Raw genomic sequence first — 17,756 nt, 5'->3', positions numbered from 1 at the left:
GCGAGGGCGTATCCAAAACCCTTTCGTCCCGACCAATACGCGGCGCCGCTGTCATCAGCGGCGCCGCTCGCCAAAGGAACTTCACAAGAGAGCTTCTCAAGAAAACTTCCAGGAGAACTTCAGTGTTCCAACTCATGCGGCGCCGGACGTTCGTCTCCACACTTGCGATCTCAGTCGTCGCGCTTTCGGCTCTCGCCTCGCCGGTTCTTGCCGCCGGCAAGACCATCACCGCCGTGATGCATTCGGATTTGCGCGTTCTCGATCCGATTTTCACCAGCGCCTATATCGCGCGTGACCATGGCTACATGGTTTTCGACACCCTGATCGCGACGGATTCGAACTTCAAGATCCAGCCGCAGATGGCGGACTGGAAGATCTCCGACGACAAGCTGACCTACACCTTCACGCTGCGCGATGGTCTGAAGTGGCATGACGGCGCGCCGGTGACCGCGGAAGATTGCGTTGCCTCACTGAAGCGCTGGGCCGCTGTCGACGGCATGGGGCAGCAGATGATGCTGTTCACCGCCGGCATCGAGGCGAGCGACCCCAAGACCATCACGCTGAAGCTGAAGGAGCCCTACGCGCTCGTGCTGGACTCGATCGGCAAGCCGTCGTCGCGGGTGGCTTTCATGATGCCGAAGCGTCTTGCCGAGACGCCGGTGGACAAGCAGATCCCCGAGCAGATCGGCTCCGGCCCGTTCAAATTCGTGCAGAGCGAATTCCAGCCTGGTGTGAAGTCGATCTACGTCAAGAACACCGACTACGTGCCGCGCAAGGAGCCGGCGAGCTGGACCTCCGGCGGCAAGGTGGTGAAGGTCGACCGCGTCGAATGGATCACCATGCCTGACGCGCAGACGGCGTTGAACGCGCTTCAGTCGGGCGACGTCGATTTCATGGAAAATCTCGCCATCGACATGTTGCCCACCATCGAAGCCGACAAGCAGCTCAAGCTCGACATCCTGAACAAGTTCGGCTTCCAGACCGGCGCGCGGATGAATTTCCTCCATCCGCCATTCGATAACGTCAAGGTCCGCCGCGCGGCCTTCCTGGCGATCAAGCAGAAGGACGTCCTGGATGCGCTGATCGGCAATCCCAAGTTCTACAAGGAATGCGCGGCGGCCTTCATCTGCGACACGCCGTTCGCGACGGAGATTGGCGGCGAGACGCTTGCGAAAGGCGGCGACATGGCCGCGGCCAGGAAGGCGCTCGCCGAATCCGGTTACGACGGAACACCAATCGTGCTCATGGCGCCGGGCGATGTGCTGACGCTGAAGGCTCAACCGATCGTGGTGGCCCAGCAACTGCGCGACGCCGGCTTCAAGGTCGATTTTCAGGCCACCGACTGGCAGACGGTGGTGAGCCGGCGCGCCAGCATGAAGCCCCCGAAGGAGGGCGGCTGGAACATCTTCATCACCAACTGGGTCAGCGCCGACGCGTCCAACCCGATCTCCAACGTTGCCGTCGGCGGCCAGGGCAAGAAGGGCGGCTGGTTCGGTTGGGCGGAGGATGCCAGGATCGAGCAGCTCAAGGACGATTTCGTCCGGGCCGCCTCGCTCGACGATCAGAAGAAGATCGCGGCCGAGATCCAGAAGGAAGCCTACGATCAGGTGCTCTACATGCCGCTTGGTCAGTTCCAGATTCCGAGCGCATGGCGGAAGTCGCTCACCGGCGTGATCGACGGCCCGGCGACCCCCGTGTTCTGGAACATCGACAAGACCGAGTAAGGCGAGGGTGCGTCTCGCACTTTTCTTCCCGATCAATCGAACGGCGTCGCTGTCATCAGCGGCGCCGTTGTCGCTTGTCAGCCTCGCGTCAGCTTTGAGCTCTTCCAGTCTGCTTTCATTGCTATTTGTTTCTGCTCTGAACTAGATGTGCATCGCTCGCACATCACGTCCCTTCTTTCATTTGATTCCCTTGCCGATTGATTTTGCATTTCAGGCGATGGCCGAACGGTCCGATCGCGCGCCGGCGCGATGGCGCCGGCCATTCCTGTGCTGGCTCGATGGTGTCGAAGCGGGCTGGGCCGTGCCGCTTCTCATCGCGTGCTTCGTTGCGATCTGGACGCTTTATCTGGCCATCGCCTATGCCGGTGGCGGCCTGCATCCTGACACGCTCGAAGCCTGGACGCTCGGACGGAAATTCGCCTTCGGCTATCACAAGCATCCGCCACTGATGGGCTGGATCGCCGCCGGCTGGACCTCGGTCTTTCCGCTCAGCGACTGGTCGCTGCAATTGATGGCGATGGCCAATGCGGGACTGGCGCTGGTCTTCGTCGATCTGGTCGCGCGTCAATTCGTGACGGGGCACAAGCGCATCCTGGTGCTGCTGCTGTTGATGCTGACGCCGGCCTATCAATTCCACGCCCAGCGCTTCAATGCCAATGCGGTGCTGCTCGCGGTCTGGCCGCTGGCGACCTGGTGCTTCCTGCGCGCGTTCGAGACCCGCGCCCCGCTGTGGGCGGTCGCGGTGGGATGCACGACGGCGCTGGCCATGGTCGGCAAGTATTATTCGATCTTTCTCGTCGCCAGCTTTGCTTTTGCTGCGCTGGCGCATCCGGCGCGGCGCGGCTATTTCACCTCGGCTTCGCCCTGGATTTCGCTCGTCGTCGGCCTCGCCGTGCTGTCGCCGCACCTCTATTGGCTCGCGACGACGGGCGCCTCGACGTTCACCTATGCGATGAACCACGCCAACGGAAACGCCATCAGCTCGCTCGGTGAGGTCAGGAATTTCCTGCTGGGATTGATGGCGGCGATGAGCGTGTCGGCCGTGCTGTGGGTGTTCGTCGCCGGCCCGCGGCTCAAACAGTTTCCAGCCGATTTCGCCGAAATGAGTCCGGGCCTGCGGCTGCTCTTCTATGTTGCGATCGGCACGATCGTGCTGCCGGTGCTGACCTCGCTCGCGATGGGCACGGATCTGCCGTCGCTCTGGGCATTGCAGGGGCTGTTCCTGTTCGCGGTTCTCGTGGTCTGCGGCACGCGCTATGCGATCGAGCGCTTCTACACCGTCAATGTCACGGTGACCGCCGCCGGCGTCGCGCTTGCGGCCGTCCTTGTCGCCGCACCGATCCACGCGGTCTATCGGAACGATCACGGCTATGAAGAGGGCCGGAATTTCTACGTCCAGGCTGCGAACGAGCTGACGCGCGAGTGGCGCGAGCTGACCGGCCAGCCGCTGGCCGCCGTCAGCGGCGACGACTCGCTCGCCTTCGCGACGGCGTTCTACAGCCCGGATCATCCGCACTATGCGCGACCGTTCGAGTATCAATACACGTGGGGTTTGCCGCGCAAGACGACGCTCGATCGCGGCTGGGCCGCGCTCTGTTTTCGTGGCCAGGATTATTGCAACCGATGGATGGAGTGGGTGTCCGCTCGCGCCGGACACGTCGTCAAGCGCGAACTCGCCGTGCAGGCCGCGTTGTGGGGACGGCCCGGCGTCACACGGGAACTGGTGGTGCTGATGGTGCCGCCGCGCGCGGGAAGCGCGGCGCCCGAGAGCGCTGCCGACGATTTCAGTGCCAGCAGACGTGCTGCGGAGTAGGGCGCGCGCTCAGCAATGGCTGCCGCGCACCTGTTCGAGGCCTTCGCTTGCGAAGGGTGCGGTGAAGGCCGTCTTGTCGGTCTTCGGCGCCGATCGCTCCGGCACTGGCCGGTCCGAGGCAGTGCGGTCTTGTCGATGTTCCGGTTCCATTGGAGCGCCTTTCGAATTGCTGCACTACAACATCGACGCGGCCGGTATGTTCCTTAACCGATGGGACGGTGATGCGGCTTGAACAGCCGTCCCTTTTCCACCACCAGCACGATCGCAAGCGCGGCGAGCGTCGACAGGAAGAAGCCGACCGAGAACGGCAGCAGCGTGCCGTCAAAACTCTGGCCGATCGCCATGCCGACGACGATGCCGATCAGCGTCGTGATCGAGCCGTAGAGCGAGGATGCGGTGCCGGCGATATGGCCCTGCGGCTCCATGGCGAGCGCCGTGAAGTTCGCGACCATCATCCCGAACGAGAACATCATCAGGGCGGACAGCACCATGAACAGGGGAAGCGGCAATATGCCGAGGATTTCCGTCAGCAGCATCACGCCCGCGACCGCGGTGTAGAGGCTCAGCGCGCCGTGCGAGATCACGCGCATGCCGAGAGTTCCGACAAATTTGGCGTTGAGGAAGCCGGCGACGGCGGTGCCGGCCGCGATCGCGGCGAAGGCGAGCGGAAAATAATGGCCGAGATGATAGATGCCGACGAAAACCTGCTGGGCCGCGAAGACGTAGGCGAACAGCGCGCCAATGACGCAGCCGGCCGCAAGCGCGTAGCCGATGGTCTGGCGGTTGGTCACGGTCTGCCAATACGCGGCGAGCACGTCGGCCGGTGCGAGCGACCTGCGTTCGCTCTCAGGCAACGTCTCGGGCAGCCGCAACACGCTCCATGCAAGCGCGAACAGACCATAGAGCATCAGCACGACGAAGATGCCGCGCCACGCCGTCACCAGCAGCACCGCCTGTCCGAACGAGGGGGCGACCACGGGGACCGCGATAAAGATCATCATCGCAAGCGACATCACGCTCGCCATGCGGCGGCCGACGTAGCAGTCGCGTACGATCGACGTGGCGATGACACGCGTTGCCGAAGTGCCGAAGCCCTGGAGCGCGCGCGCCAGCAGCAGCGTCTCGAATGACGGCGCGGCAATCGCCAGCACGCTCGCCACCGCATAGACCGCCATGCCGCCGAGCAGTACCGGGCGGCGGCCGAAGCGGTCCGACAACGGCCCCATGACGAATTGGCCGGCGCCGAAGCCGATCAGGAAGGTCGACAGCACCAGTTGCAGGTGGTTGGCGTTGGGAATGTTGAAGGCTGCTCCGATGTTGGGCAGCGCCGGCAGCATCATGTCCATCGCGAGCGGATTGAGCGCCATGATGGACGCGATCACGATGACGAATTCCGGAAAACCCATGGGGCGGTGTCCCGAGGACACCCAATCGTCGGCATTGACGTCGGACAAGCAGCTCACCTCTGAAATGTGAGGCTGTTCTATTCGCTATGGTGCGGCGCACAACCCATGTTTCGGGATGGCTGGCAGGCGGGCGGACAAGAAATGGTGAAGTCCGCACCACGGGGATTCGCAGCTGGCGGTCGCCCCGGGTGCCGTCCGGACGGAGCGCCGGCAACCAGGGATTCACCATAAGAGCGGGGGCGGTGCATCAGGGAGATGAATCTGCAACCCATCCTGTCCATGTTGGCCGGACAGGGCGCCGGCCTGGCGCCGAGCGAAACCAGCCAGCAAGGTATTCGATTGTGTCCGATGTCACCGGTGCAGCACGATGGTTGGAACCCTCGGCCGACACAGCGTCGCGGCGAAACATCTGGCTGGCCTGCGTGATCGCACTAACGGCGCTATTGGTGTTCGGCAATCTCGCCAACGACGCCACGCTCGACATGAAGTATGGCTGGGACACCCGCGTCAATTGCGCGGCGGTCGATGCCTATGCCGACGGGCTCGATCCCTATTTCGTCAAGAACCTGAAGGGCACCAAGCTCTCTTATCCCTATTTGCCGGTGACGCTGGACGTCTTCCGCCCGTTCTGCGCCGGCGGGTTTCTGGTCGATCATTTCAAGAGCATCTTTCCGGTGCTCGCCGTGCTCTGCGGGCTCCTGCTGCCGGGTCTCGGCCGCACGCGTCCGGGCGCACGCGATGTCGCGCTCAGGCTGCTCTGCGTATTCGGTGCGTTCGTCGGCTTCGAGTGGGTGCAGGCGTCCGGCAATTTCGCGATCCTGAGCGGCGTGATGACCGCGATCGCGCTCAGGCTTCTGCTGCTTCCTCTCACACCTGAAGCGTCAGAGAAGCAAAGCTTCGCCTTGCGTCTCGCGGGGGCGGCACTGCTCGGCGTCGTGATGTCGTTCAAGCTGGTGTTCTTTCCCGTGCTGGCCGCGCTCTATTTCCTGCCGCTGCCGCGCGGCCGCAAGCTGACGCTGATCGCAGCGGCGACGGTCGGCTTCGCATTGCCGATCCTGATATCGCGGCTGGGATACCCTGATCTGTTCGCGAGCTGGCAGCTGGCGATGGCCGGCAAGATCCCCGACCAGCACCTCGTCGATCTCTTCGAACTCAATCCGTCGCTGCTGCTGGCGGCGCATGACCTGATGGCTCATATCGGGCTCGGTGACAGCAAGCCGGTCGCGCTCGTAATCTATGCGCTCGCCGCGTTGGCGCTCGTCGTGGTGCCGTTTGCGCTGTCCGTGCTGCGCGCGGTCGCGAGCCGGCCGGCGCAAGCAGGGGAGCGGCTTCCTGCGCGACTGGATCGCTGGCTGATGGATCATCCCCGTGCCGCCATGCGCATCACGGTGTTCGCGATGTTCGCGCTCTATCTCAGCTCGCCGCGCCTCAAGGAATATGCCTTCTTCGAACTCGCGCTCTATGCCGCGGTTCTCATCGTCGATCTTCCGGCAATGGCACTCGCGGCCTTCCTCGCCGCCGGTCTCGCATTCCCGGCGCTGATCTCTCTGCTGGGGACGCCATTCGAAGGCAGCTTCATCCTCCTCATCATCGCGCTCATCGGCTTCTGGATTCTACTGCTCGACTTTCGCGCTGAGCCGACGCGGCTGGAGACAGCAGGCTCGTAATCGTGACGAACGTCGCCGCGTCGGACGTCAGCTCCGATGGTGCGCGCGGCCGGGGGCGAACCAGCACAGCGGTTGTGCGCCGAAGTGGCGTGCGTTGCGACTTGTGGTATAACTCGCCCATGCCCGCCAAGAAGTCCTCCGCCAAGAAGCGCGTTGCCAAGGTCGTTATCGGCCGCGAGCGCTTTGCCAAGATCAGTGCCGTTGAGGGCATTTCGCCGTCAACGGCGATGCGGAAGCGCGTAGCGCAATTCGGCCGCCTCGGATTGTCTGCCGCAGAACGGCGTCGCGAAATCGTCAAAGCCCACAAGAAGGGCTAGTCAGCTCAATGTATGATGCCGGTGAAGACCCGTATTGCTATCCGGGCACGACGGTTCTCAAGAACAAGCTCAACCTTAAGGCCCAGCGGGACCTCGACGCATTTGAGGCGGAAATCGTCGCTCAAGGGCCGAGGGACCTCTTCCGCCCGGCAAGCTGACATACCACCACTACCGGGCCATTCACCGGCACCTGTTCCAGAATGTCTATGACTGGTCGGGGAACATCCGCACGGTCCGGATTTTAAAGGGCGGGAGCATGTTCTGCTATCCCGAGCGCATTGACCGGGAGATGTCGAAGCTCAGCGGCAATCCAGCCCGGCCCATCAATTCATACGCGCGCGTAGCGAGACTCTAGCGATCGTCCACTCAGTGCCTCATCAGCCATGAGACTTCTTAGTTCTCTTTGTCTTGATCTTTTTAGTCCGCGGTGAGGTAGCCCTCAGTTTCCCTGCGCCAGACTTTGCTGCTCCTTTCGTGTGTCTCTTCGCGAGAAACTTAGGTGCATCATTTTGCGATGGCTGTTCCAACCGCTTTGGGCCAGCCTTTTTTCGAGATCTCGCTGGCCGCGTTGCAAACGACTTCAGCGGCGGGATCTTCTTCGCTACCTTTTTCCTCTTCGAGTTTGCGGCCTTTGTGCGAGAGACATCGAGCACGTAGACGTCGATGCGGCCTTTGAGCTCAGCGGGCATTTTCCCGATGGTCTCACTGCGAAGCAGCGCGGGTGTATTGAGAGACGGCATTTTGCGTCCCGCGACAGTGACATCATCGCCGAACCACAAGATCAGATACACACCTTGGTCTGCGGCTCCAGGATAAATTGTATATCGGCGGGCAAGCTGAACGGAGGCTGCGGTAAAGAGCTGGGGATTCCATTGTCCCTTGACTTCAGTCACGAGGACGACAGGGATGCCGTCGATGACGGTGGAGGCGGTAATATCGCAACGCGTTGAATCGACCATCTGATGCTCAACCACAACTCCAAGATTCAAGGCGCGGAGCCTAGCGTCTAGCATTTCAACAACGCGGTCGCGCGCCGTATTTTCGTTTACGCGCCTATCGCCCGCGTAAAAGACGTTAACGGGATTTGTCGCGGCTCCCTTAAGTCGGTGCTGAAGTTCATCGAGCAGCTCTACGAGGAGAGCGCGCATGTCTTCGACCGATGCAATCTTGTTGTTATCCAACAGCTTGGCCACAGCCTCTGGAGCAGGCGGACGAAAGCCCGAAAGCGCCTGTTTCCTAACTGCATCTGCGCGCTGGCTCTTTATGGCGTTATAGAACCCTTCAAATTTTTGACCGGCCAATATCAGATCGAATATCGGGATCGCGTTTGAAGGATTATCCCGTCCTATGAGGAAAATCACGTCAGTCAAGAATCGATAAGCCGTTTCCTCTTCCGGATCTCCAGTACCCCAACTGCTCGGCAGCGGCACTTTAGGCCATGCCACGACGAATGCGTCGAGAACCCGGAAAACCTGCCGGGCGTTGAGCTGAGGCCAACCTTTCGCGTCGTGGCGTTCAAATCTTCCAGCGTAACGCTCAATCTCAAAAATGGCCTTCGAACATGCGCTGAGCTCGGTCCATTTCTCATCAGAGGTAGGAAGGATGAAAAAGAAGTGACGGAGTAGCCAAAACGTGCGCCGCTGTGCACCGCTTTCTGACCGGTCAATTGGGTCATTACAGCGCGCCTCGATTAAGGCGTGAAGATCGAACCTGTCAGCGTGAGTGGCGGCGATACCGAAAAGCGTTTCGAGGGCATACCACGGCATGGCAGGATAGCGAGTCAGCCAATCAATCGCGAGAGCGCCCTTAACGCTGTCGAAGGTATGACGGTGGTTAAGCAACGGCACATTAGTGGGCGCATCACCGGTGCGGTTGACATGGGGTTCGATGAGTCGCCTGGCAAACTCAATCCGGTCCGCATCGGAAAGAAAAATAAGTGAATCAATATGGTCCTCAAGCTGCCCTGCTTCACCCTCACGGTATGCTGATCCACCGATAGTTCCCGCCTTTACCGCACGCAAAATATCGTGTGAGATGTTATCGAGCCTGCCCGTTTTGCGAAAAGTCATAAGGCACGCTGCTTCTAGTGCCATTTGAATGTCAGTTCTTCCGCGCTCGGCTAAAGTCTCCAGCGAGGGGATTACCGAGGCCAAGAAGTCGAAGCAGTTGAGTAAGGCGGACTCTATAACTTGATCCTCAATGACCAAGTCATCCTCATGAGCGCCGAAAAGAAAGCGCTGCGCTAAAGCTCTCAGCCAACCCCAGTGGCGTCCAGTTTCGATAAGTTGGCGATTTTCTTCAAAATTAGAAAGTAAAGCAGCCTTTCGCTCCGCGTTTTCCCGGCGAAGTCGTTTGTTTGAGCGACCAAATCTAACAAAATCCCGCTGCTGACGTATGCGATGATCGCGGTTCACCTTCGACCAAACCTGAAGCAGGTGGAGAGAGGAACGCGCCTGGGAACGCATTTTTGCGCGAAGCGGGTAGGGTCCTTTCCGAGAATCGTAGGGACTATGAGTTACAATTAGGTGCTGCCAGAGAGCGTAGTTGTTGGTCGCCATCGCATGGTCAACCAGTGCTTCATAATCTCCGTCCCAGAAGCTTAAGCCGGAATGGGTCGAACTCATGAAAAAGTTCACCATCCTGTCGCCTATCTCTTCGAGCTCGGTGAGCCCGTCGAGCATCAACAGTTGGACGGCTCTTCTGAGTCCCGTATCGCGCGTCAGCGCGCCGACAGAGAAGCTCTGATCCGCGTGTACACGTCCGCGGAAATGAAGCGGTTCCGTCCATCGTTTGATCTGGCGCGGGTCGTGCGGACCGACCATTGTTTCAAAGTAGCGATCAAGAAGATACCCGGCAATTTTGCTATTACCTCTTCGGCACGTGCAGCGGTGTTGATTCGCTTGTCCGCAGGTGCAGCGGATGTTTCGTGAGATGGCATCCAAAAAGTGCTGCGTGTCATTTAGGCCAAAGGTCGATATCAGCCGCCTGATGAAGTATCGCGACCCATCGCGATAACCGGGGTTTTTAACGGTGCGGTATAGCCTTGAGAGTGCGTCAAGTAGCCTTGAAGTACGGGTTTGACCAAAATAATGTATTCCGTTTTCTTTCAACATCGTGGAAGCGATATCGAGAGAGTCGCGCGAAGCCTCTTTGACCAATGCGTCAAAATCACCGCCTAGGCCCGGCTTCGATATAACGGCAAGATTCTGATACGCCTGCTGTCGCTCAGTTTCTTCAGCGCCAGTATCTCGAAGAATTTGCCGAAACTCCGATTCAAGACCCTTGCCGGCTTCAGTGTCGTATAGAAGTTCTAGCATCAGCCCGCGCAAGTGTGTGTCGGAATGCTTTGGGGAGAGTAGGGGCCGGACGTGTGCGACCATGTCCGCGGTGAAAAAGCCAGCGACATTGAACCTTCGCCACGCGTCCATGCGTCGAAAAAACGGATCGTCTTCTGCGAGTGTCCGTAGTCCATCCAGCAAGAGGTGTTTGATCGACGGATGAAGTTGTGATGCATCGCCGTTCGCAAAGACAGCATACGGGTCTAGCTTAACAATGGTCTCCTGCATATCGCGACTACCCAACGATGCCATCCAACCTAAAAGGCCTCGAAGTTCATCTCTCACTGTTGAGTTTGGCGCGATCACAGCGAGGCACCGCTTGAGTGAAAGTGTGTTTGTCGGCGCTTCGATGCACCCGACGAGATGGTCGGCGGCACAATATTCAGCGACAATGCGATGCACGGGGTCGTGTTGGTTGACGAAATCCGTCGGCTTGAAAAGACGCGTGTCCAAGGCGTAAGCCGCAAGGTGGGCGTCGGAGCTGACAACGCGGGAGTAGGGATAGTCGTTGCCGTCGATCTCCTCGCTGACAGAAACGCCGGTCGCTCCGGAAAGAAGCAGCTTGGAAAAGATTTCACTCGCAGCGGCTATGATAGCCCTTATTTCTGGCCGTTGCGTTGCGGTCGCCACCGTTCTTCGTTCGCTTGCGAGCCTGCGTACAGCGTCAGTGTAGATTTGCTTCTTAGACGTGAACCGTCTTCCACCCTCGATGTATGCGTCGGCGAATAGTTTCAGGAACTGAGGATTACCGAGCAGAGGTGACAGTTCGAAGCGGGCTACTTCCGCTTTGAATACCTGGAAGCTCTCTGACGGCAAATAGTTGGTAAAAAGGGCGTGTTGTTCATCATCGTCGAAAGGCTCGAGCCGCAAGACTGTTGGTTCGCTTCCGAAGCAGTCGCGTACGGTTGCGCTGCGGGCCTGATCCCAAACGTAAGAACGGCTAGCAAAGATGATTGTACCTGCCGACGTTGCGCGGGCTTTAACGATGATCTCGTTGATTCTCTCTTCGCCGATGCGAGCGACTTCGTCTAGGGCGTCGACTATTAAAACGGTCTGCTGTGTGGGCGATCTGTGAACGAAGAGGCTAGCTGCTTCACGGGCGACTCCATAGCTGCGGCTGAAAAAGTCGAGCAGTTCGGTTTTGCCGGCGCCCGGTTCCGCCAACACGACGAATACGCCGGTTCGCCCGATGAGCTCATTGTCTTCAACGAGCGTGTCGCTCCGATGCAGTTTCCTGTGAATGTAGAATTGTGGCATCTTGGAAATTATAGGCAACTCCTAGGTGGCTGGCCATAAATTATGCTCGCAAAGCGCGATTGGCTTGGTGACAAATTCATTCGGCGATCCCCTGCACGTTTCGGCCGTCAAGGAGTTAAAATGTCCAACCCTCGGAATTACGGTGACAGTGCACACTACCACCGACGCACGTACTTGCGCGGGCACGCTTCGGGATTACGCAACCCCGTGTGCCTGGCGGGCAGTTCGCCTCGTTACCGCGGAGGTCTGCTCTTGGGTGCTTCCATTCTGCGTCTTGCCAATCAGCTCCGATGGTGCGGGCAGCCGGGGTCGAACCGGCACAGCGCTTGCGCGCCGAGGGATTTTAAGTCCCTTGCGTCTACCAATTCCGCCATGCCCGCTTGATCCAAGGAGATCAAAGACTTAAGTCCCTTGCCGGCCGTCTGGAATTGGTGTTGCGCGGGCCGGAGGGGTGGTTCTTCCTTAAGCGAGCCGGCCGCGCAAGGCAAAGCCTCAATCCGGACATCTGTTGTTGCTTTAGGCATTCTCAATCCACGGGGACTATTCATCGCTCATGACTGCTTCGTTGTCTCATCGCCTGCGCGGCGCGGGCGCGCTTCTCGCGCTGCTTGCGGCGGGCGCCGTGCTGTCCGGCTGCGCCGGCGTGAGCGAGACGATCGCTCCGGCCTTTGCCGACCCCGGGGCGTACGAACTGTACGATTGCAAGCAGCTCGAGGCCGAGCGCAAGTCGCTCGCGGCCCGCACCGAGCAGTTGCAGAAGCTGATGGAAAAGGCCGAGACCGGGGCCGGTGGCGCCGTCGTCTCCGAGCTCGCCTATCGCAACGACTATGTTGCGGTGCGCGGGCGGGCGCAGCTCGCCGAAGACGCCTGGCGCCGCAACAGGTGCCGGGAAACGCCGCCCGGTGCGCCGGCGCCGGCCTCTGCGCCGCCGCAACGGCCGGACATCAAGCCCGCCCCAAAGCCCGGCAGCACCAATCGGTGAGTGGGCCACGGGTGCGTCCGTGCCAAAGCATGATCCGGAAAAGTGCGAAGCGGTTTTCCGGAAACATCATGTGCAAACAACAACCTAAAGCGCGATGACGATTCATCGCGCTTTAGACGCGCCAGCCGTAGATCCAGTCCTGCCGCGCCAGCATGCGCTCCGGGCCGAGCGCGCGGATCGCGAGATCGCGCGCGAGCGCGAGCGGTCCGCCGAGATGATAGATGCGGCCCTGCTGCCGCGCCGTCCGCTGCACTTTCCTGACACGGGCCTGACGCGCGCGGCCATATTGCTTCAGCGCCGCACTGATGCCCGCGGCGTTCTCGGCGGTCTCGAGGCTCAGATGCTGCGCGAGCACGGCGGCATCCTCGATCGCCATGCCGGCGCCTTGCGCGGCGAAAGGCAGCATCGCGTGCACGGCATCGCCGAGCAGGGCGACCGGACCGTCGCTCCAGGGGCAGCCGTCGGGCACGCCGAACAGCGCCCATTTGCGCCAATTGTCGACTGCGGTGAGCATCATCCTGGCTGCCGGTGGCCAGCGCGGCGCGGCGAAGGCGTCCATCACCTCGAACGGATCGCCCGGCGTGCTCCAGCCCGGCCTGTTCCAGGTGCCCGGCAGCACCGCGACCACGTTGATCTGGCGCCCGCCCGCAATGGGGTAGGCGACCAGATGGGCATTCGGCCCCATCCAGAGCTGCACCCGCCGCGCGGTAAAATCCTTCGGCAGCTGCGTCGCGTCGAGCGTGCCGCGCCAGGCGATCAGGCCGGAGAAGCGCGGCTGCACCTCGGGAAACAGATGCTGGCGGACCGTTGACCAGATGCCGTCGGCGCCGATCAGCGCGCTGGCGAGATCGCTGCGGCGGATCGTGCCGCTGCGATGGACCACCGTCAGTCCCTTGGCGTGGGGCGCGACATCCTCGAAGGTCGCACCCAGCTTCAGGTCGATGTCGGGATGATCGGCAACCGCGCCGGCCAGCGCCGCTTGCAGATCGGCACGGTGCACCACCCAATAGGGGGCACCCGCGCGCGCCGAGGCCGCTTCACCCAGCGGCATGCGCAGCAGCTCGCCGCCGGCCCGTGCACTCATGACGCAGAGCGCCTCGGGCGTGACGGCGCGCAGCTTGAGGCGTTCGGTCAGGCCGAGTCCGACCAGCACGCGGCTGGCATTGGGGGAGAGTTGCAGGCCGGCGCCGACGTCTTCGAGCCGCTCGGCCTTTTCCAGCACGACGATGCGGAAGCCGCGGGCCGCGAGCGCCAGCGCGGCCGTCAGTCCACCGATGCCGGCACCGGCGATGACAATCGTTCGGGAGAGCGCCACCCCTGACCGGGGACGCGGTCAGGCCACCTTGTCCTTCAGCACGCATTCCGGCGGACGGGCTTCGCCCGGCTTCAGGTCGGCGGCGAAACGGTACAGCGTCGAGCAATAGGGGCAGATGATCTCGTTGTCGTTGCCGAGGTCCAGGAAGACGTGCGGATGATCGAACGGAGGGTTGGCGCCGACGCACATGAACTCTTGCGAGCCGATCTCGATGACGGGGACACCGGCATCGTTATGGAAGTGCGGGACGACATGGTCGGACATCGTAGTTCATCCTGGAGTGGCAATGGCGGCAGATACAATCAAAAACTGACGCGGCATCTTTAAGGCGCCGCGGACCATACTGGCGGGTGTTGATGATTGCTAGTCCAGCGGAACCGAAAGGTTCGCAATTGCCCCATGCTCATTTGCTCATGCAAATTCGACACAATCTTGCGGCCTGAGAGAAGCCCTTCTTTCGTCGGGGACGTTGTGTCGCAATTTTGGCATACTATGTCTGGGGACGAGCGAAATTGCGACGAAAGACGAACCATCGACCGCAACTGATCTCAGGCAAATGATCTCAGGACCGTCCAGGCTCACGACATGAAGTGGCTGCGAATCAGCACAGCGTTGACCGGGATTGCCGCGTTCGGCTTCGTGCTCGCGCAGGTCGCGCCGCATGCCCGCGAGGCCGGTGCGCTTTTTGCCGCCCAGGACGATCCGGCCGCGCTGTCCGAGCTCAAGCTCGACGCGTTGCTGAAGCAGAACGATCGGCTGGTTCAGGACCAGATCGAGACCGCGCTCGCTGCCGGCGATGCCGATCTCGCCGACAGCTTCGTCGCGCTGGCGCGTGACCGCAACATCGCGCTGCCGGACGACCTGCTCAATCGCGTGAGCGACGCGGTCAAGGACCAGAATTCCACGTCGTACTTCGCAAAACGGTTCGCGACCGGTCTCGTCACCGGCACCGCCGACGACGTCGCGAGCCTGTCCGGAACCGTCGCCGGCGATCTCTTCGTGATCGGCGACATCAGGGACGTCGTGCGCGAGGGCAAGCACCTCGCGATGGGCGAGGACACCGACCACCTCGTGCTCGGTCTGGCCACCGCGGGCCTTGCGGTGACGGCCGTGACCTACGTGTCGGTCGGCGGTGCCGCGCCGGTTCGGGCCGGTCTGACGCTGGTGAAGGATGCGCGCAAGGTCGGGCGGCTCGGCGAGGGACTTGCCGTGTGGGCCGGCAGGTCGGCGCGCGAGGTCATCGATGGGCCGATGCTGCAGAACGCGGTCGCCAAGGGTTCCGTGTTCCGTCCCGGCGAGACCGTCAGCGCGATCAAGGCCGCGTTCCGCGTCGAGAAGGCCGGCGCGCTGGTGCGGCTCGGCAAGGACGTCACCCGCGTCGCCGAAAAGACCGGCACCCGCGGCGCCATGGATACGCTGCGCATCGCCGAAGGCCCCAAGGACGTCGCGCGCGCGGCCCGGCTTGCGGAAGCGCAAGGGGGCAAGACGCGCGCGATCATGAAGCTGCTCGGCCGCGGCGCGCTGCTGCTGGTCGGCGGCATGTTTGATCTGGCGCTCTGGCTGTTCGGCGCGGCACTGACGCTGTTCGGCCTGTTGTCCTCGATCAAGGCCATGACCGAGCGTCTGACCCAGGCTTGGTGCGATCGCAGACGGGCGCGGCGGCTTCGCCGGGCGCAGGCCGCCGCTGAAGCCGCTCTGGCGAATGCGGCCGCGACGGCCTAAGATCAACTCCTCCCCACAACACCACGGAACTGCTGATGCCGAGCTTTCACAACGGCGCCGTTGAAATTGCCTATCTCGATGAAGGCAAGGGCGATCCGATCATCCTGGTGCACGGCTTTGCCTCCAGCAAGAACGTCAACTGGGTCTATCCGACCTGGGTCTCGGAACTGCGCAAGAACGGCCGTCGCGTCATCGCGCTCGACAATCGCGGTCATGGCGAAAGCGCAAAGCTCTACGAGCCCGCGCAGTACTCGATCCCGACCATGGCCGGCGACGTGCTCGCGCTGATGGATCATCTAGGGATCCCGCAGGCCGACATCATGGGCTATTCGATGGGCGGGCGGATGACGGCCTGGCTCTCCCTCAACGAACCGCAGCGCCTGCGCTCGGCGATCCTCGGCGGCATCGGCATTGGCGGCCTGATCGAAGGCACCGGTCCCGGCGAGAATGTCGCGAAGGCGCTGGAGGCACCCTCGCTCGACGATGTCACCGATCCCGTCGGCCGCACGTTTCGTGCGTTCGCCGATCAGACCCGCTCCGATCGCGTGGCGCTTGCCGCGTGCCTGCGCGGCACGCGCGATCTCATGACAAAGGAGGAGGCCGCGCGCATCGACGTGCCCGTGCTGATCGCGGTCGGCTCGACCGACGACGTCGCGGGCTCCGCCAGCGCGCTCGGCGCGATCATTCCGGGTTCGGAAGTGCTCGACATCCCGAACCGCGACCACATGCGTGCGGTCGGCGACAAGGTCTACAAGACCGGCGTGCTGGATTTTCTCTCACGCCGCGGCTGATGGATCGTCCGCTTTGCTGTCGTCGCCGAACGTACGGAACAGCGCCATCAGCACCACGAAGGTCGCGACCCACACGATTCGCGCGCCGTAGCGGTCGTGAGGCCCGGAGATCACGCCGCAGATGAAGGCGTTGCCGAGCAGCGCCAGCGTGACGGTCGCGGCCAGCAGCGTCAAATCGTCGAACCGGCGGTTCGCCAGCGCATGCGCGAGCAGCGCGACCAGTGCCAGCATCGAGGCCAGCGCGACCGGGACGTGCAGCCAATTCACGTAATCGAAATCGAGGCCGTGATTTTGTTGCCGCGCCGCGCGCATCTGCGCGACCTGCCCCGGGATGTAGCGCTCGATGATGCCCCAGGTGTGCCCGAGCCAGACACTGGCGCCTTCGCCGGTCGCGACATGCACCAATTGCTGGCCCATCGCCCGCAGCGCTGCACCGGCCTGCCAGGCCGGATAGTCGGCGAGCGAATGCACGACGATGTATCCCATCTCGTCGTTCATGCCTTCGAAGCGGCCGAGCGTGTTGAACATGCTCTTGCCCCACAGGAATTCGTCGGCGGTCGCCGGCAATTCGTTGCGATAGGGACAGAGCTTGAAGTGCTCGCGCGGGCAGCGATCGCTGAGGAAGCGCGCGACGATACCGTCCTGCATCATGCGGCCGAAGGCGACGCCGTAGCCGCCTGGCGTCCAGGCCCATTTGCCCGACAGCGCGTGGTTCGCCACCACCAGCATCAGGCCGCCCACGACGATGGTCAGGCTCGCTCGCACCAAGCCGGCAATCGGGAGACGGCGCCCAAGCAACGGCCGCGCCATCCAGCCGGCGACGCACAGCCCGAGCAGCACGCCGAGCGTGGCGCTGTGGGTCGCGGCGGCAAAGGCGGTGAAGACGAACAGCGAGATTTTTTCGAACGTCGAGGTCCGGCTTGCGCCAACCACCAGAAGGAACAGCGACAGGATCGAGAGCCCGGCAAAGATGTCGGTGAGCAGCATGCTCGCAATCCAGGGCAGCGCCGTCGACAGGATCAGGAGCAGGCTGATCGCAACGAAGCGAAACGTCTGCATCAGGCCGAGCACGCGCAAGGTGAGCTGGAGCAGCCACAGTGTCACCAGCGACTGGACCGCGAGGTTGATCCAGAAGCCGAAGCTTTCGCCATAATGCAGATAGAGGCCGAACACGGTGGAGCGGCTGGGGACGAGATAGCCTTCGTACCAGCGCGCCAGATAGCCGCCGGTATCCCATTGCAACAGCGGATAGCCGTTCCAGAACGCCGGCGCGATCAGGAGCAGGGGCAGGGCCATCGCCGCCAGCCGCAGGCCAAGGGTATCCGCGGCGCGTGCGCGCGATTGTTCGGTGGTGATGCTCAAATCCGCTCCGTCCTCGTCCGGACCATGCCCGCACCGGAGGTAGGGAGAGAATTCACCAATAG

13 protein-coding genes and 1 tRNA gene are annotated in these 17,756 nt (G+C 62.0%); 8 read left to right on the top strand and 6 right to left on the bottom strand.

The features are described from left to right. Positions 1-122 precede the first annotated feature (122 nt). Together AB7532_RS23065 and AB7532_RS23060 are read left to right on the top strand one after the other, a co-directional pair. Positions 123-1,724, top strand: coding sequence for an ABC transporter substrate-binding protein (locus AB7532_RS23065; protein WP_441236996.1), 1,602 nt, complete (start codon positions 123-125; stop codon positions 1,722-1,724). Between the two features lie 217 nt (positions 1,725-1,941). Continuing rightward, positions 1,942-3,537, top strand: a complete 1,596-nt coding sequence (locus tag AB7532_RS23060; protein ID WP_441236995.1) for a glycosyltransferase family 39 protein — start codon at positions 1,942-1,944, stop codon at positions 3,535-3,537. Positions 3,538-3,740: 203 nt separating this feature from the next. Here AB7532_RS23060 and AB7532_RS23055 read toward each other — a convergent pair whose 3' ends face one another. Next, positions 3,741-4,991 (bottom strand): multidrug effflux MFS transporter, encoded by a 1,251-nt coding sequence (locus AB7532_RS23055; RefSeq protein WP_441236994.1) that lies wholly within the window; start codon positions 4,989-4,991, stop codon positions 3,741-3,743. 374 nt (positions 4,992-5,365) lie between these two features. On the opposite strand from AB7532_RS23055, the gene AB7532_RS23050 reads away from it, so the two are divergent. The 3 genes from AB7532_RS23050 (at position 5,366) to AB7532_RS23040 (ending at position 7,282) form a co-directional block, all read left to right on the top strand. Next, a complete protein-coding gene (locus AB7532_RS23050; RefSeq protein WP_441236993.1) occupies positions 5,366-6,610 on the top strand; it encodes a hypothetical protein in 1,245 nt (414 codons plus the stop codon). A 2-nt stretch (positions 6,611-6,612) separates the two neighbouring features. Next, positions 6,613-6,927, top strand: a complete 315-nt coding sequence (locus AB7532_RS23045) for a hypothetical protein (RefSeq protein ID WP_441236992.1) — start codon at positions 6,613-6,615, stop codon at positions 6,925-6,927. Positions 6,928-7,081: 154 nt separating this feature from the next. Then, on the top strand, positions 7,082-7,282 hold the full coding sequence (locus AB7532_RS23040) for a Fic family protein (RefSeq protein WP_441239339.1): 201 nt from the start codon (positions 7,082-7,084) through the stop codon (positions 7,280-7,282). A 22-nt stretch (positions 7,283-7,304) separates the two neighbouring features. On the opposite strand, the gene AB7532_RS23035 is transcribed toward AB7532_RS23040, so the two are convergent. Continuing rightward, positions 7,305-11,522, bottom strand: coding sequence for an NACHT domain-containing protein (locus tag AB7532_RS23035; RefSeq protein WP_441236991.1), 4,218 nt, complete (start codon positions 11,520-11,522; stop codon positions 7,305-7,307). 291 nt (positions 11,523-11,813) lie between these two features. Then, positions 11,814-11,902 (bottom strand) — tRNA-Leu (locus tag AB7532_RS23030). A gap of 173 nt (positions 11,903-12,075) precedes the next feature. Between AB7532_RS23030 and AB7532_RS23025 the strand changes: the two genes are divergently transcribed. Further along, entirely contained in the window at positions 12,076-12,504 is a 429-nt protein-coding gene (locus AB7532_RS23025) for a twin-arginine translocation pathway signal (protein ID WP_441236990.1), read from the top strand. A gap of 112 nt (positions 12,505-12,616) precedes the next feature. Here AB7532_RS23025 and AB7532_RS23020 read toward each other — a convergent pair whose 3' ends face one another. Continuing rightward, a complete protein-coding gene (locus AB7532_RS23020) occupies positions 12,617-13,819 on the bottom strand; it encodes an FAD-dependent monooxygenase (RefSeq protein WP_441236989.1) in 1,203 nt (400 codons plus the stop codon). Between the two features lie 18 nt (positions 13,820-13,837). Beyond that, a complete protein-coding gene (locus tag AB7532_RS23015; RefSeq protein ID WP_008562814.1) occupies positions 13,838-14,083 on the bottom strand; it encodes a zinc-finger domain-containing protein in 246 nt (81 codons plus the stop codon). Positions 14,084-14,404: 321 nt separating this feature from the next. On the opposite strand from AB7532_RS23015, the gene AB7532_RS23010 reads away from it, so the two are divergent. Then, positions 14,405-15,541, top strand: coding sequence for a hypothetical protein (locus tag AB7532_RS23010; protein ID WP_441236988.1), 1,137 nt, complete (start codon positions 14,405-14,407; stop codon positions 15,539-15,541). Positions 15,542-15,576: 35 nt separating this feature from the next. Beyond that, positions 15,577-16,332 (top strand): alpha/beta fold hydrolase, encoded by a 756-nt coding sequence (locus AB7532_RS23005; RefSeq protein ID WP_441236987.1) that lies wholly within the window; start codon positions 15,577-15,579, stop codon positions 16,330-16,332. On the opposite strand, the gene AB7532_RS23000 is transcribed toward AB7532_RS23005, so the two are convergent. Beyond that, positions 16,318-17,694 carry a hypothetical protein gene (locus AB7532_RS23000; protein ID WP_441236986.1) on the bottom strand — a complete coding sequence of 459 codons (1,377 nt, stop codon included), beginning with the start codon at positions 17,692-17,694 and terminating at the stop codon, positions 16,318-16,320. The two genes, AB7532_RS23005 and AB7532_RS23000, sit on opposite strands and share 15 nt — an antisense overlap. Positions 17,695-17,756: the final 62 nt, after the last annotated feature.

This window comes from Bradyrhizobium sp. 930_D9_N1_4 (genome assembly GCF_052076015.1).
GTDB lineage: Bacteria > Pseudomonadota > Alphaproteobacteria > Rhizobiales > Xanthobacteraceae > Bradyrhizobium.
Note: the sequence above shows the minus strand (reverse complement) of the source record. Positions and strands in the feature narration are given on the sequence as shown.

Bases quoted from the DNA above. Each gene is read 5' to 3' on its own strand.
- AB7532_RS23010 (WP_441236988.1), top strand. From the start codon at position 14,405: ATGAAGTGGCTGCGAATCAGCACAGCGTTGACCGGGATTGCCGCGTTC.
- AB7532_RS23025 (WP_441236990.1), top strand. From the start codon at position 12,076: ATGACTGCTTCGTTGTCTCATCGCCTGCGCGGCGCGGGCGCGCTTCTC.
- AB7532_RS23035 (WP_441236991.1), bottom strand. From the start codon at position 11,522: ATGCCACAATTCTACATTCACAGGAAACTGCATCGGAGCGACACGCTC.
- AB7532_RS23060 (WP_441236995.1), top strand. From the start codon at position 1,942: ATGGCCGAACGGTCCGATCGCGCGCCGGCGCGATGGCGCCGGCCATTC.
- AB7532_RS23005 (WP_441236987.1), top strand. From the start codon at position 15,577: ATGCCGAGCTTTCACAACGGCGCCGTTGAAATTGCCTATCTCGATGAA.
- AB7532_RS23015 (WP_008562814.1), bottom strand. From the start codon at position 14,083: ATGTCCGACCATGTCGTCCCGCACTTCCATAACGATGCCGGTGTCCCC.